This window comes from Zhongshania aquimaris, from assembly GCF_019312595.1.
GTDB classification, from domain to species: domain Bacteria; phylum Pseudomonadota; class Gammaproteobacteria; order Pseudomonadales; family Spongiibacteraceae; genus Spongiibacter; species Spongiibacter aquimaris.
On sequence record NZ_JAHWDQ010000002.1, the window covers coordinates 400,248 to 414,821 of the forward strand.

The window sequence follows — 14,574 nt, forward strand, 5'->3', positions numbered from 1 at the left end:
CACACGATGTCTATGGCTGATCGTGACGGCCTGATTTGGTTCGACGGTGAAATGGTACCTTGGCGTGATGCGCGGGTGCATGTTTTAACCCATACTTTGCACTACGGAATGGGTGTTTTTGAGGGCGTTCGCGCCTACAAAACAAATGACCGTGGCACCTGCATTTTTCGTATGAACGAGCACACAGACCGCTTGTTCCGCTCTGCGCATATTATGCGTATGGAAATGACGGTGACCAAAAAGCAGGTTAACGAAGCGCAGCGCGCGGTTGTGCGTGAAAACGGCTTAGAAGAAGCCTATCTGCGCCCAATGTGTTTTTATGGTTCAGAAGGCATGGGTCTGCGTGCCGACAACCTCAAAATGCACGTGATTGTCGCCGCCTGGGATTGGCCTAGCTATATGAGCCCGGAGGCTCGTGACAAGGGTATTAAAGTGCGTTGCTCGTCTTACACGCGCCACCACGTCAATATCTCTATGTGCAAAGCCAAGGCCAATGGCCATTACATCAACTCGATGTTGGCGCTGCGCGAGGCACTCGATAGCGGTTGTGAAGAAGCCCTGCTTTTAGACAACGAAGGCTATGTTGCTGAGGGTAGTGGCGAGAACGTTTTTATCGTTCGCAACGGCAAGCTTTACACCCCTGAGCTGACCAGCTGCTTGGATGGTATTACCCGTAATACTATTTTTGAATTTGCCAATGAGCTGGGTTTGAAGGTTGAAGAGAAGCGCATTACCCGCGATGAAGTGTACGTGGCAGATGAGGCCTTCTTTACCGGTACTGCCGCTGAAGTTTTGCCAATCCGCGAACTCGATGGTCGTATCATAGGTTCGGGCTCGCGTGGTCCCGTAACTAACCTGCTGCAAAATATGTATTTTGACCAAGTTAAGGGTCGTCGTGAAGAGTTTCCTGAATGGTTGACGTCAGTTAACTAGGTCCTCCTCAAAACGCCGTGACAGCAGCGCTGTTGCGGCGTTTATTGTTTTGCCTGCGCCTCGGTATATCGGCATTCTCCGCGAATAACCACGTCATTCAATACCGCGTATTGATCAATGATCACGTAGCCCAGTGGGCAATACTCTTTCAGTCGGCTGTCTTGCTCTAAGTCGTGCAGGGTCCGCTTTAGCTGTGACTCGCTGTCTTCCATGGGTTTGCTGGTGCCGTCTTCTCGCCGATTGTTTGCTGTTATCGGGCGTGCCTTTTCTCGAAATAGTGGCTGGCTATAGCTAAATAAGCGGATATCGCTGGCTTTTATCGTGGTTTCAAATTTGCCGATAGGTTTTTTCTGGGTGGGGCCACTGGCACAGCCGTTGAGGGTGCTCAATATTAAAATGAGGCTAAATAACGTGTTAAAATAGGCGTGTGTCCGCATAGATATCTTATTCTCGTGGCTAAATTCGGGCCTTGGCGAGTTTAACATGACAAAGTCTTAATGCCAGAACAGGGCGTCCCCGACCATCGCCGGTGGATTTATGCTCACCCCGTGGTTAGAATCCTGTTACTAGACGAACGGCATTCTTCCTTTTTACCTTATAACGTCGACATGGCGTGGGTATGACCGCAAAGTACCTAACAGGTTGCAGGCACAGGGGAATTCCACGGTACTTACTATTCCAGCAACAATAGCCCTAAAAATAGTAGTCCAAATACTTTAATTCGAATAATAGTGACTCCGTTTTATGCCGTCAGAACCAGCCATTGCTAGTGCGCCCCATCTCAATATTGTTCCGGCCAGTGTCACCCACTTGCCTGATACTAAACCTCGTCGCGCATTAAAGGTGTGTTTACTGGGTTACCGCAGCGCCCCTTATGGTGGCGGGCAGGGAATTTATCTAAAGTATTTAAGTAAGGCGTTGGTAGAGGCAGGGCATCAGGTTGACGTAATCTCAGGTCAGCCCTACCCGCACCTCGATCCAAGAGTTAATCTGATCAAAATGCCGGGTATGAACTTGTTTGAAACCGGCTTAATGTCAATTCGCCCGCATCATCTGACCTCGTTAACGAATATATATGAGTGGATGGGTAAGCTCACCGGCGCCTTTTCTGAGCCATATTGCTTTGGTCGGCGGGTATTGAAATACCTTAAAAAGCATGGCCGTCACTACGATATTATTCATGACAACCAGTGCCTGAGTTATGGCATGTTAGATATTCAAAAGCAGGGCTTCCCTTTAGTCACTACCATTCATCACCCCATAACAAGTGACCTGAAGATTGCGCTGAGCGCCGCTAAATCCTGGTCGGAGCGCCTACTTATTCGTCGCTGGCACAGTTTTTTAATTATGCAGCGCAAGGTTGCCCGTGAGCTGCATCATGTTGTGACAGTGTCTGAGCGTTCGCGAACGGATATTGCCGCGGCATTCGATATTCAGCCAGCGGGGATCAGTTTAGTACACTGCGGTATTGATACCGAGGAGTTCAGACCCCTCGAGAATGTCCAGAAAAACCCGAATCGAATCATGGCCACGGTATCCTCTGATCAGCCGCTTAAGGGTATGCGTTATTTATTAGAGGCGGTGGCGGCGGTGGTGCCAAATTATCCCGACCTTGAGTTGCTGTTGGTCGGTACACCAAAAGAAGATGGCGAAAGCGGAAAATTAATTAGTGAGCTAGGCTTAGCCAAGCATATTCGCGCTGTTAGTGGCATCAGCACGGAAGATTTGGTGCGCTATTATAACGAAGCTTCGGTGGTAGTCGTCCCCTCAATTTATGAAGGCTTTGGTCTCCCTGCTGGCGAAGCAATGGCCTGTGGTACGGCGCTTATTTCTACCGATGGCGGTGCCTTGCCCGAAGTGGTCGGTGATGCGGCGATTCAAGTGCCAATTCGGAACAGCAAGGCCATCGCCGAAGTGCTGGAAACCCTGTTGGCGTCGCCCGCGTGGCGTGACGAATTAGCTGCGGCAGGTCGCAAACGTATTGAAGAATTGTTTTGTTGGACTCGCGCCGCACAGCAAATGACGGACTACTACTGGCAGGTGATACAACGTGAAAACGGTTGATTTTCGTCATTTCCACCTTAATCGTGGCGACAAAATTCTAGATTTGGGCTGCGGCGAAGGCCGCCATGTAATTTCTGCTTATGTCGAAGCAGACGTCACCGCAGTCGGGGTTGATCTTTGTCTTAAAGATTTACAAACCGCGCAAAGCCGCTTCAGTGAGTTTTGTGGTGACGAACAGGCAGAGAAAGCCTTTGGTCTAGCCAATGGCGACGCCATGCAGCTGCCCTTTGCAGATAACACCTTCGACAAAATTATATGCTCAGAAGTGTTGGAGCATATTCCAGATTACCAAGCGGTATTAAAAGAAATTGAGCGTGTGCTTAAGCCGGGCGGTTTGTTTTGCGCCAGCGTACCGCGAGCTTGGCCAGAAAAAATCTGCTGGGCATTGAGCGACGCCTACCACGAAGTTGAGGGTGGCCATCTGCGTATTTTTAAGGCCAGCGACTTGCGCAAGCAAATTCAGGGATTAGGATTTCGCTTTTATCGCCGGCACTGGGCACACGCCTTGCATTCCCCCTATTGGTGGTTGAAGTGCGCGTTTTGGAAGAACCAGGACTCAAACCCTATCATCAAGCAATACCATCGGTTTTTGGTGTGGGATCTGATGGACCGCCCCTTATTTACGCGGACCTTGGAAGCGAGCTTGAATCCCGTACTCGGTAAATCGGTAGTCATGTATTTTGAAAAGGCGAAGGCAGCATGAGCGGACTGTTTTTAAGCAAAGGCCTTTTCCCGCAGGAATTTTTTAGGCCGACTGTGGATTTTTTACTGCGTGCTCAACAGGCCGACGGCAGCATTCCGTGGTTTGACGGCGGTCACTGCGACCCCTGGGATCACGTTGAGTCGGCTATGGGCTTGAGCATTGGCGGCGAATATAGCGCGGCGGAGAATGCCTATCGATGGCTTAAAAATGCACAGCTGGAAGACGGTAGTTGGTGGGCTGCTTATCGTGCCGGCCAAGTAGATAATCGCGAGCGTCGTGAAACGAATTTTGTGGCTTATATTGCCACCGGTGTTTGGCACCATTATTTAATAAGCGAGAACCGCGCGTTTTTGCGCGAGATGTGGCCCTGTGTTCGTCGCGCTATAGGCTTCGTTCTCGCCCAGCAGTCCCGTCACGGCGAAATAAATTGGGCAGTGGATACGCGGGGCGAGCCTATGGAAGACGCTCTCATTACGGGTTGCTCGTCAATTTACAAAAGCCTTGAATGCGCCGTGAATATCTCGGTGGTGATTGGTGATCCGCGGGTAGATTGGCGCGATGCCAGAGTGGCGCTGGGCGACGCCTTGCGCAATAAGCCTGAACGATTTGATCGAACTTGGGAAAGTAAATCGCGTTACTCCATGGATTGGTTTTACCCTGTGCTAACGGGTGCGGTGCCAACACCAAAAGCCAGCGCCCATTTACAAAAGCGCTGGGGTGATTTTGTCGAGCAGGGCTTAGGTTGCCGCTGCGTGTCAGATCAACCCTGGGTAACGGTCGCGGAATCCTGCGAGTTAACGATGGCGCTGTTGGCAGCGGGAGATCACGCCCGCGCCGTAATGGTGTACAGCTGGCTGCACCAGTGGCGGGAAAGCAACGGCGAATATTGGACTGGCTATCAGTTTGTGGAAGACGTGCTGTGGCCAGATGAGCGGCCAACGTGGACAGCGGCGGCTATTTTGTTGGCGGCAGATGCGCTAACTGAGCACACCGCTGCCCACCACTTATTTAATCAGGTTCGTTTGCTGGACGTTAAATCGGTGAACAACGTGGCAGAGAAGGGTCGCGCGCGCTCGTCCTAGTTGCAAATTATAATAAATACGGAGTGCTTCTGAGCCGCTCTTGTCTTGTTATTGCAGTCAAGCTCACTTCAGAACATGGTAAGCATTTCTGAAGTGGTTTATCAAACCCAACATGGTGGGACGGTCTACCACCGCTTGTTGGGTACGACTCGGCGCATCCGCGCCTCGGCCTAAGGGCCAGCAGAGCTGCCCAAATTTGTTCCACACAAATTTGTCGCTACCGCTCAACCCAAGCTACAGAGCCACACGTCATTTTCAAATTGAAAGAGTACTAGCTGTACTTTTCCTTGTCCTCATTTTCTGCAAGCTGAGCTTCTAACAGTCGCGTGACAGTTTGTGGCGATTTGCTGTTTCCGGCCAATAGACGATACGCCATGGGTATAACAAGTAGCGTTAATACCGTGGCTGAGCTAACACCAAAGACGACAACAATACCAATAACGTAACGTGACTCACTGCCAGGTCCAGATGAGAGTACCAGTGGCACCGCACCCATGATGGTGGTGATGGCGGTCATCGCAATGGGGCGCAGCCGCTGGCGAGCGGATTGCAAAATGGCCTCGTCAAACTCCAGGCCTTGATCCCGTAGTTGGTTGGCAAATTCCACCAGCAAAATACCATTCTTTGCCGCCAGCCCGACCAGCATAATCAGCGCAATCTGGCTGTAAATATTTAGGCTTTGTCCCGTGAAGTAGAGGCCGATCAAGGCACCCGCTATGGCCAGCGGTACGCTAAGCAGAATAATAAAGGGGTGAATGAAATTCTCGAATTGCGCGGCGAGTACAAGGTAGACCACCAGCAGCGCCAGGGCGAAGGTGAAATACACGGAATTGCCTGACTCGTGATAATCCAGTGATTCGCCTTTGTAATCTATGGTGGCGGCGGGGACTTTTTCCGCCACGAGATTTTCGAAATAACTCAGCGCGTCTCCCAGCGAGTAGCCATCAGCAAGGTTGGCGTCGATGGTAATAGCGCGCACGCGGTTGTAGCGATTGAGCACGGCAGCGTCGCCACGTTCTTGTAACGTCACAAGGTTGCCGAGCGGAATGAGACTGTCGGTAGTGGCCGAGCGCACATAAATATTGCTGAGATCTTCTGGACTGCGTTGTGTGTCGGGTTCGCCCTCTACAATCACATCGTACTCTTCACCCGCCATCATAAAGGTGGTGACTCGCCGCGAACCTAACAGGGTCTCCAAGCTGCGGTTTATTTCGCTGGCATCCACTCCCAGTGTCGCGGCCCGGTCACGGTTAATCGTGACGGCTAATTGCGGTTTAGTTTGGCGGAAGTCGCTATCAATACCGAGCAGGCCGGGGTTATTTTTTGCTTCGTTTATTAGTAGCTCAGACCACTGGGCTAGCTCTTCGTAATTGCTGCCGCCAATAACAAACGCTAGTGGTTTAGTGAATCCGCCGCCCAGCGATTGCGGCGTAATAGGGTAAACACTCAAGCCCGTAAAACCGGCGAGTCGTTTGCGAATTTCGCCGACCACCTCGGCAATGGGTTGGCGTTCTCCCCAGGGTGTTAATACCAAGATGCCTGTGGCTTCATTGAAAACGTCGGCACCGCCGCGACCGCCCGGTGCGCGAAGTAATAGGCGATTGATCGTGCCATTGTCTACCATGGGCATGAGGCGCTGCTCGATCTCGGCCAGGTGGCGCTTCACATAATTAAATGACGCGCCTTCTGGGCCGCGAATAATCATAAATACGACGCCGCGATCTTCCTTGGGCGCAAACTCGGCGGGAACTTTTTGCAGGAAAAAAACGCAGGAGCCAATGGTGAGGACTAAGGCTAAGGCAGCTATGAAGGGATGTTTCATGCTGCGCGCTAATACGTGCCCGTAGTGGTTTTCCATGCGGTGCAGGAGTTTTTCAACAAAGCTCGCAAGTCCGCCGTGCATAGCCTCGCGGTTTAGCACTTTAGAGCAAATTACCGGTGACAGTGTTAGGGCGACAATACTAGAGAACATGACCGCAACCGCCATGGCCACCGCGAACTCGCCAAATAAACGGCCAACGTCGCCCTCTAAAAAACTGATAGGCACAAACACGGCGACTAATACGGCAGTAGTGGCAATAACGGCAAAGCCTACCTGGCGACTGCCGCGATAGGCTGCGACCAGCGGTGGCTCGCCGTTGAGTAAGCGACGGTGCACGTTTTCAAGCACGACAATACTGTCATCAACCACTAGTCCTATTGCTAACACCAGTGCCAGCAGGGTGAGCAAATTGACGGTATAGCCCAGCGCGTAGAGAACTGTAAATGTCGCAATGAGTGAAACCGGTACCGTGATGGCGGGAACCAGCATGGCGCGGAAGTCGCCCAAAAACAGAAATATAACTAACACCACCAGCGAGGCGGCAATAAACAAGGTGCTGTATACCTCAGAGATAGCGCGATCTATGAAAACTGAGCTGTCGTAACTGGAATGAAGATTTATGTTGTCCGGCAGGGTTTTGCGAATTTTCTCCGCTTCGACGCGGACTGCTTCAGCAACTGCCAAGGTGTTTGATACGCTTTGTTTAACTATACCAACGCCGACCATCGGTACGCCGTTGCCATTGAATGCTTTGCGATGTTCATCGGCACCTAATTCGACTCTGGCCACGTCGCCTAGCCGGGTGAGGTAGCCCCGTTCATCGCGCTTTACAACCAGGCCTTCAAAATCGGTAGGGCTGAGAAAGTGGCGATTAATTTTTACAACAAAGTCTCGGTCTAATGATTTTAAGGTGCCGGCGGGCAGTTCAACATTCTCGCGTCGCAGCGCGTTTTCAATGTCACCAACGGTGAGCTGCCGCGCCGCGAGGGATTCGCGATCGAGCCAAATTCGCATCGCGTATTCGGGGCCGCCACTAATGCGCACCCGCGCAACACCATCGATGACAGCGAAGCGATCGACGATATAGCGCTGGGCGTAGTCGACCAGGGCGACAATGCTCATTTCGTCGGAGGTTAAATTGTGCCACATGATGACCTGCTCATCGGCGTCGGTCTTTTGTACCTCTGGTGGATCGGCCTCCTCGGGCAAGTCGGCTAAGGCACCGGACACGCGGTCGCGCACATCATTGGCAGCGGCGTCGATATCACGTGTTAATTTGAATTCGATATTAATAGATGAAAAACCGTCGCGACTGCTGGAGTCGATGGTCTTTATTCCTTCGATACCGGCGATGCGTTCTTCGATAATTTGTGTGACTCTAGATTCAACCACCTCGGCTGAGGCGCCAACATAGACTGTGCGAATAGACACAATTGGAGGGTCTATGTCTGGGTATTCACGCAGTGGTAAACGCTCAAAAGCGAGCAAACCAAAAGCTACCAGTAGCAGGCTTATGACCGTCGCGAATACTGGCCGTTTTATCGCCGTATCAGAAAGCAGCATAGTTTAGCCCTCCTGCGGCGAGACGGTGACACCGGGTTGCAGGGCGGTAAAGCCTTCGTAAATTAATTGTTCGCCAACGCGGATGCCGCTGCGAATTTCCACAAAGCCAGGTTTGCGCGTGCCAAGTTCGACAGTGCGACGCTCGGCTTTGTGTTCGCTATTCATAATCCAGACATAGTGCTGTAGCTGAATGCTTTGCAGCGCAGATTCAGGCACTAAGATCGCGTCGTGCTCCTTGGTCACAAGCGATACCAGCATTAGCATGCCGGGTTTTAATTTATGGTCTGGATTCTGGATAAGCGCGCGGGCGGTGATGCTGCGATCAACGGGGTTAATGCGACTGGCGATCGCCGAAATGGTGGCATTAAAGTCTTCGGCTAGTGCTTCGCTGTGGGCAATAACGCTTTGACCTGTGGTGATGGCAGTTAGGCTTAGGCTGGGCAGCTGGAAGTCCATGCGCATGACGCTGAGGTCGTCGAGAGTGGCGATGCTGGTACCAGGGCTTACCAGTGCGCCGGGGCTAAGTTCGCGCAGGCCAATAACGCCACTGAACGGTGCGCGAATATTGCGCTCGGCGAGCAAGGCTTCTATTTCTGCAATTTTACTTGCGGCCCGCAGCTTTGCGGTTTTGCGTTGATCGTATTCCGTTTGCGCGGCAGATTGCGTGGCGATAAGCCCTTTCAAGCGGGCTAACTCGCGCTCTTCCTCGGCCAAGTCGGCTTTCGCGGAACTGAGCTGCGCGGCTTCTTCGTCCTGCTGCAGGGTGATAAGCAGCTGGCCCTTGGTGACGGCATCGCCATCATTAAAATGCAGTGCGGTAATTTTTTCAGTGACGTTGCTGCTGATATCAATGGATTCTTGCGCGAGTAAAGTGCCCAGTGCCTGCATGCGGTTTTGCACGGGCTCGGTTTTTAAAGTGCTTACTTTTACGAAGGGTGCGGGTCTCGCCATGGCGGCGGGATTTTCTGCCGGGCTGCAGGCAACTAGCAAGGTAGCGATACTGCCGAGTGCCAGCAGTTTAAATGTTGCGCTTATCAAGGTAGTACTCCGTTATGCACATTGTCCGTTTTGGATGGGTCTTAGTGGATATGATGGGTAATGTAACGGCTGACTAGCGAACAATCACCCTTTTAATAAGATGATGAAAAAACAAACGGTTTTGCGATGTTACCCGCCGATGCGCATCGCATTGGCGGGAGGTCATGACGAGATTTTAAGCGCGCTGGTTTAGACGCATTTCGGCGCGCTCTGCCGCAGCTAGAACTTGCTGTGGTGCCGTGCCACCAATGTGGTTGCGGGCATTCACCGAGCCTTCCAGAGTGAGCACGTCAAAGACATCGGCTTCGATATCGGTGCTAAATGAGCGCAATTCGTCCAAGCTCATTTCTGACAGGTCTTTTTCCTCTGCAATGCCATAGGCAACTGACTTACCTACCACTTCGTGAGCGTCGCGGAATGGTAAACCTTTACGCACTAAATAATCCGCTAGATCAGTTGCAGTTGAAAAACCGCGCATGGCCGCTTCTCGGGTCACGTCTTCATTTACGGTAATCGCCGGCACCATATCGGCATAGGCTTTTAAGCAGTCTTTCACCGTGTCGATAATATCAAAGATGGGTTCTTTGTCTTCTTGATTGTCTTTGTTGTAAGCCAAGGGTTGCGATTTCATCAGCGTGAGCAAGCTCACCAGGTGGCCGTTTACCCGGCCCACTTTGCCGCGAATTAACTCTGGCACATCGGGGTTTTTCTTCTGCGGCATAATTGACGAGCCGGTGCAGAAGCGGTCGGGCAATTCAATAAACTTGAATTGGGCAGAGGTCCACAGCACCAATTCTTCGCTGAAGCGCGACATATGTGTCATCAGTACGCTTGCCGCCGCGGCAAATTCAATCGCGAAATCGCGGTCGCTCACCGAGTCCAATGAGTTTTCCGTGGGGCGGTCAAAGCCCAATAATTCTGCGCTGTAATGACGATCAATGGGGTAGGTGGTACCGGCCAGTGCAGCCGCGCCCAGCGGGCATTGATTCAAGCGCGCAGCGCAGTCCTGGAAGCGGCTGTAGTCACGCTCTAGCATTTCATTCCACGCCAACATGTGGTGGCCGAAGGTGACGGGTTGCGCGGTTTGCAAATGGGTGAAGCCCGGCATGATGGTTTTGGCTTCGCGCTTGGCGAGGGTAATCAGGCCCAGTTGTAAGCGGCTCAGCTCTTTGCAAATTAGGGTTAATTCGTCGCGTACATAGAGGCGAATATCGGTGGCGACTTGGTCATTGCGCGAGCGACCGGTGTGCAGCTTCTTGCCGGTAATGCCGATTTTATCGGTTAAGCGCGCCTCGATATTCATGTGCACATCTTCAAGGCTCACCGACCACTCAAAGGTGCCAGCGCGAATTTCTGCGCGAATTTCTTCAAGCCCCTGTTGAATGTCTGCCAGTTCTTGCGCGGTTAACACACCGACTTTTTCCAGCATCGCCGCGTGCGCGAGTGAACCATTGATGTCGTGATGATAAAGGCGTTGATCAAAGCTGACAGAGGCAGTGAAGCGCTCTACAAACTGGTCAGTGGGTTCGCTGAAGCGGCCGCCCCAAGGTTTGATGCTCGGATCTTTATCACTCATTGCACTGTGTTCCCGTATTGCTGATTGGCGTGGCGTGGATGCCGTGGTCACCCGGCGCCTAAAAGGCCGCCATTATAGCAGTTTTAGTGGGCTTCGCGATGCGTCGGCAGACACGCTCACAATGACGGCTAGAAGTAATACCGCTGTCATATGTGGCCGCCATACTGCTGTTCCTAAAAATAGGACCGTCGAGCAGAGGAATCCCCATGAGTGACGTCACGTCCCCCCGTGCCAAATTGGTTGAAATGCTGTGGCAACTTAAAAAGATCTACGACAAGCAGGGCGACAAAGGTGTGCGTTATATCCATTTTAATACTCTTTTGAATGATCCGGCCTACCGCAAGGAATTGATCGACCAAGCTGTGGTTAGCAGCAACCCTGATATTCGTGAACTCGGCGTTGGTCTTTTAACGATTAATACCGATGGTCCGCTGACTCAAGGTCGTCATGATCGAACCCTGGGTGCTGTTAATCCTGATGTCGCCGAGACCGTTGGCTATAAGATCGCATCAGCAAAGCCCCCGCAACGCTCGATGAAAATGCGGCTGGTAGCAATAATTGGCGTACTGCTAATTGGCGTTATTGTCGCGGCCATTTTTAGCAAGGATCTTGAACAGGCCTTTGCGGGTACACAGATAGTGAGTGGCTCCCTGCGCGGCGAGCAAATATGGACTAATGATAAGACCTGGATTTTAGAAGGCACAGTCTATGTCGAGGCGGGTGCCAGATTGGTCATTGAGGCGGGAACCACAGTAAAAGGACGTCCTGGCAGTGCCTTATTGGTAACCCGCGACGCCAGTATATTAGCGAGGGGTACAGCCTTGGCGCCGATCGTGTTTACCAGCTCGGCCCTAGCCGGTAAGCGTCAGGCCGGTGATTGGGGTGGCATTGTGATGCTGGGCAATGCACCTGTGAATACCGCCGATGCGCAAATTGAAGGCTTGGTTGCCGGTGATACCCGCGGCATGTTCGGGGGCACAGATGCCAGCGATAACTGCGGCGTGCTCGAATATGCTCGTATCGAATTTGCGGGCTTTGAGGTTTACGCCAACAATGAGCTGAACGGATTAACACTCGGCGGCTGCGGCAGCAAAACCATTGTTCGCAATGTACAGGTGCATCGAGCCCTCGACGACGGTATTGAGGTATTTGGTGGCAATGTGGATTTGCGCCATATTCTTATTACCGGTGCCGCCGACGATTCTCTGGATTGGGATATGGGCTGGACTGGCCGCGTGCAATTTTTGCAGATTCAGCAGTACGCGGGGGTAGGCGATAATGGCCTTGAGGCGGATAATCGAGAAGGCAATTATCAAGCTGAACCCGTTTCTGAACCGACTTTATATAACGTGACCTTGCTTGGCATGAATAGCCGCGAAAAATACCAGCGCGCTATGACTCTGCGCCGTGGCACCGGCGGGCATTTCAATAATATGGTAATTGCCGGTTTCTCTGGCGAAGCCATCGACATTAAAGACAGTGAAACCGTTGCCCGTATTCAAGAGGGGAAAATGAGTTTCGGCGGTTTGCTGATTGCGGATATTGCGGCGGACGGTAAGCACTATTTTGCTGAAGAGATTGGCGGGCACGACGACGATGGCGGCTTTGACGAGGCCGCTTATTTTTCGCAGTACGCCAGTCTTGGCACTAGCCCGCAATTTTTAAAAGTCACCCAAAGTGAAAGTGAGCCGGATTATCGCGTAGCGGCGTCTTCGCCAGCAAAGAATAATGCCGTCGCAGTGCCACAGGGTGAGTTTTGGGACGAAGCCGCGAATTATCGGGGCGCTATGCGTCCCGGTGTTGGCAGCAGCTGGACAGATGGCTGGACTGCCTTTCCCCTAAATTAGACTTTTATAGCGTATTACCGGGTTAGCGAGTCCGGCCCTGTAATACGTATCCGCTCCGCCGACAGCCTGCTATGCTTTGTGAATACAAATCTAGGATGGGTGCCGTGTCGCGTAGGCAGCAAAATGAAGCGCAGCTAAATTCTCAGCAGGTGTCGTTTATCGGCAATCTGTCTAGTCCGCAATCGCTGTTGCTTATTGTCTTGCTGGCGAGTCTGCTCGCCATTTTATTCACCGTGTTGAAATCAGGCTTGCAGAATTTCGACTGGGTCTTACTCGGTATGTCTGGCCTGTTCACCATTTGGTGCTTGCTGGGTGCGGCAGCCGTGCTTCAGCTTCTTAAACCTGTGTTTGCACAAATGTCGACGGCGGTGACGGCCGGTTTGAGCTTTGTGGTGTGCCTTATATGGGTTGCCTGCGTTACTGTGTTTGCGCAGTGGTTTGCACGTGGCGGATTGCAAAACGAGGTGTGGCTGTTCGACGGCTGGGCGCTGGCAGAAATTTTAGCGGTCGCGACGATATTGCTCGGTGTGGGTATGCGCTATGCCTATTTGAGTTTGCAATACCGCCTGCGCGAGCAAAGTAGTTTACACGCGCGCTTAGACGCGCTGCATTCCAGAATTCGGCCCCATTTTTTATTCAATACGCTAAACAGTATTAGCAGTTTAATCAGCGTTGCTCCCGATAAAGCCGAGCAAGCTGTCGAGGATTTGGCGGCGCTGTTTCGCGCTAATTTGCAAAGCGGTATGAGCGTGGTGCGCTGGGTCGATGAACGCGAACTATGTGAACGCTATTTGCGAATTGAGCGCGCCCGCTTAGATGAGCGCCTGCAAGTTGACTGGCAAGATAATGATATAAGTGACGATATCGCGGTGCCATCGCTGCTGCTGCAACCGCTGATAGAAAATGCCATCACCCACGGTATTCAGCGTTTACAAGAAGGGGGTGTGGTAAGTATTCGCGCTCATGTTGCGGAGGGAATGGTGGAGATTGAGGTTCAAAATCCCGTGCCTGAATTTGCCGATGTGGTCGAGGGTAACGGCATCGCCAGCGACAATATTCGTCTTCGTTTGCAAGCCCTATTTGGCGACCAGGCCAGATTTACCTGCCAGCGATCGGAGGGGCAATACCAGGTGCGAGCGGTTTTCCCGATGAAAAAGCTGACACAGGCAGCCTCCGCGTGAAAGTGTTAATCGTTGACGATGAGTCTTTGGCTCGCCAACGCGCCGCGCGATTATTGCAGGAGTTAGGCGGTATTGAGTTGGTGGGCGAGGCGGCGAACGCCGAACAGGCGCTGGCAGAAATAGAGCGCCTGCAACCCGATGCCCTGCTTTTAGATATTGCCATGCCCGGTATCAGTGGCATCGACTTAGCGCGGCAATTGGCTGAGCGCGAGTCATCTCCCGCGATTGTGTTTTGCACTGCCTATGACGAATACGCGCTTGCGGCGTTTGACGCACAGGCGGTGGCCTATCTGCTAAAGCCTATTCAGCGGGAGAAGTTGGCGGCGGTATTCAGCCGACTGACGCGCTTAAACAAAGCCCAAATAGCCGCACTTGCAGACTTAGATACACCGGCTCAACGCAGCCAGCTATCGTCCTCTGGCCCGCAGGGTATCAGCGTGCTGCCGGTGTCTGCGGTGCGTTATTTTCACGCCGACAATAAATACGTAAGCGCGGTGCACCCAGATGGTGAATTACTAATCGATGATAGCCTGCGTGACTTAGAGCAGGAGTTTGCCAGTCAGTTTTTGCGCGTTCACCGCAACGCCCTCGTCGCGCTGCGGTATTTGCAGGGCATGGAACGTCACGGCGTAGCGGCTTATCGGGTGAAATTACAGGGAGTGGCAGTGGGGCCGCAGATTAGTCGGCGTTATTTACCTGCCCTGCGCGCTCGCCTTAGTAAAGGCATTTAGTCCATTGTAGTGCTAGGTTTTCGGTTTTGTCAGC

Annotated in this window: 11 protein-coding genes; 7 read left to right on the forward strand and 4 right to left on the reverse strand. The window is 52.3% G+C overall.

The features are described from left to right. Positions 1–6 precede the first annotated feature (6 nt). Positions 7–933: a branched-chain amino acid transaminase gene (locus KXJ70_RS10645; RefSeq protein WP_219043483.1), complete on the forward strand. Its 927-nt coding sequence runs from the start codon at positions 7–9 to the stop codon at positions 931–933. A 41-nt stretch (positions 934–974) separates the two neighbouring features. On the opposite strand, the gene KXJ70_RS10650 is transcribed toward KXJ70_RS10645, so the two are convergent. Further along, complete coding sequence (locus KXJ70_RS10650; RefSeq protein ID WP_219043484.1) at positions 975–1,370, reverse strand: hypothetical protein; 396 nt, start codon at positions 1,368–1,370, stop codon at positions 975–977. Positions 1,371–1,677: 307 nt separating this feature from the next. On the opposite strand from KXJ70_RS10650, the gene KXJ70_RS10655 reads away from it, so the two are divergent. Genes KXJ70_RS10655 through KXJ70_RS10665 form a run of 3 tightly spaced genes read left to right on the forward strand, consistent with a single transcriptional unit; the run spans position 1,678 to position 4,782 of the window. Beyond that, the gene (locus tag KXJ70_RS10655) at positions 1,678–2,997 is read left to right on the forward strand and encodes a glycosyltransferase family 4 protein (protein ID WP_219043485.1); all 1,320 of its coding nucleotides are present in this window, start codon (positions 1,678–1,680) and stop codon (positions 2,995–2,997) included. Further along, complete coding sequence (locus KXJ70_RS10660; RefSeq protein ID WP_219043486.1) at positions 2,984–3,700, forward strand: class I SAM-dependent methyltransferase; 717 nt, start codon at positions 2,984–2,986, stop codon at positions 3,698–3,700. Before KXJ70_RS10655 ends, KXJ70_RS10660 begins: the two co-directional genes overlap by 14 nt. Next, complete coding sequence (locus KXJ70_RS10665; protein WP_219043487.1) at positions 3,697–4,782, forward strand: prenyltransferase/squalene oxidase repeat-containing protein; 1,086 nt, start codon at positions 3,697–3,699, stop codon at positions 4,780–4,782. Before KXJ70_RS10660 ends, KXJ70_RS10665 begins: the two co-directional genes overlap by 4 nt. A gap of 271 nt (positions 4,783–5,053) precedes the next feature. Here KXJ70_RS10665 and KXJ70_RS10670 read toward each other — a convergent pair whose 3' ends face one another. The 3 genes from KXJ70_RS10670 to argH all read right to left on the reverse strand — a co-directional run bounded on the left by KXJ70_RS10670 (position 5,054) and on the right by argH (position 10,781). Then, a complete protein-coding gene (locus KXJ70_RS10670) occupies positions 5,054–8,167 on the reverse strand; it encodes an efflux RND transporter permease subunit (RefSeq protein WP_219043488.1) in 3,114 nt (1,037 codons plus the stop codon). A gap of 3 nt (positions 8,168–8,170) precedes the next feature. Continuing rightward, the gene (locus tag KXJ70_RS10675; protein ID WP_219043489.1) at positions 8,171–9,205 is read right to left on the reverse strand and encodes an efflux RND transporter periplasmic adaptor subunit; all 1,035 of its coding nucleotides are present in this window, start codon (positions 9,203–9,205) and stop codon (positions 8,171–8,173) included. A gap of 175 nt (positions 9,206–9,380) precedes the next feature. Next, positions 9,381–10,781 carry an argininosuccinate lyase gene (gene argH / locus KXJ70_RS10680; RefSeq protein ID WP_219043490.1) on the reverse strand — a complete coding sequence of 467 codons (1,401 nt, stop codon included), beginning with the start codon at positions 10,779–10,781 and terminating at the stop codon, positions 9,381–9,383. A 206-nt stretch (positions 10,782–10,987) separates the two neighbouring features. Between argH and KXJ70_RS10685 the strand changes: the two genes are divergently transcribed. The 3 genes from KXJ70_RS10685 to KXJ70_RS10695 all read left to right on the forward strand — a co-directional run bounded on the left by KXJ70_RS10685 (position 10,988) and on the right by KXJ70_RS10695 (position 14,540). Next, positions 10,988–12,628 carry a beta-helix domain-containing protein gene (locus tag KXJ70_RS10685; RefSeq protein ID WP_219043491.1) on the forward strand — a complete coding sequence of 547 codons (1,641 nt, stop codon included), beginning with the start codon at positions 10,988–10,990 and terminating at the stop codon, positions 12,626–12,628. 104 nt (positions 12,629–12,732) lie between these two features. Then, complete coding sequence (locus tag KXJ70_RS19565; protein WP_219043492.1) at positions 12,733–13,809, forward strand: sensor histidine kinase; 1,077 nt, start codon at positions 12,733–12,735, stop codon at positions 13,807–13,809. After that, entirely contained in the window at positions 13,806–14,540 is a 735-nt protein-coding gene (locus KXJ70_RS10695) for a LytR/AlgR family response regulator transcription factor (protein WP_219043493.1), read from the forward strand. Before KXJ70_RS19565 ends, KXJ70_RS10695 begins: the two co-directional genes overlap by 4 nt. Positions 14,541–14,574: the final 34 nt, after the last annotated feature.

Bases quoted from the DNA above. Each gene is read 5' to 3' on its own strand.
- KXJ70_RS10645 (WP_219043483.1), top strand. From the start codon at position 7: ATGTCTATGGCTGATCGTGACGGCCTGATTTGGTTCGACGGTGAAATG.
- KXJ70_RS10650 (WP_219043484.1), bottom strand. From the start codon at position 1,370: ATGCGGACACACGCCTATTTTAACACGTTATTTAGCCTCATTTTAATA.
- KXJ70_RS10655 (WP_219043485.1), top strand. From the start codon at position 1,678: ATGCCGTCAGAACCAGCCATTGCTAGTGCGCCCCATCTCAATATTGTT.
- KXJ70_RS10665 (WP_219043487.1), top strand. From the start codon at position 3,697: ATGAGCGGACTGTTTTTAAGCAAAGGCCTTTTCCCGCAGGAATTTTTT.
- KXJ70_RS10670 (WP_219043488.1), bottom strand. From the start codon at position 8,167: ATGCTGCTTTCTGATACGGCGATAAAACGGCCAGTATTCGCGACGGTC.
- argH (WP_219043490.1), bottom strand. From the start codon at position 10,781: ATGAGTGATAAAGATCCGAGCATCAAACCTTGGGGCGGCCGCTTCAGC.
- KXJ70_RS10685 (WP_219043491.1), top strand. From the start codon at position 10,988: ATGAGTGACGTCACGTCCCCCCGTGCCAAATTGGTTGAAATGCTGTGG.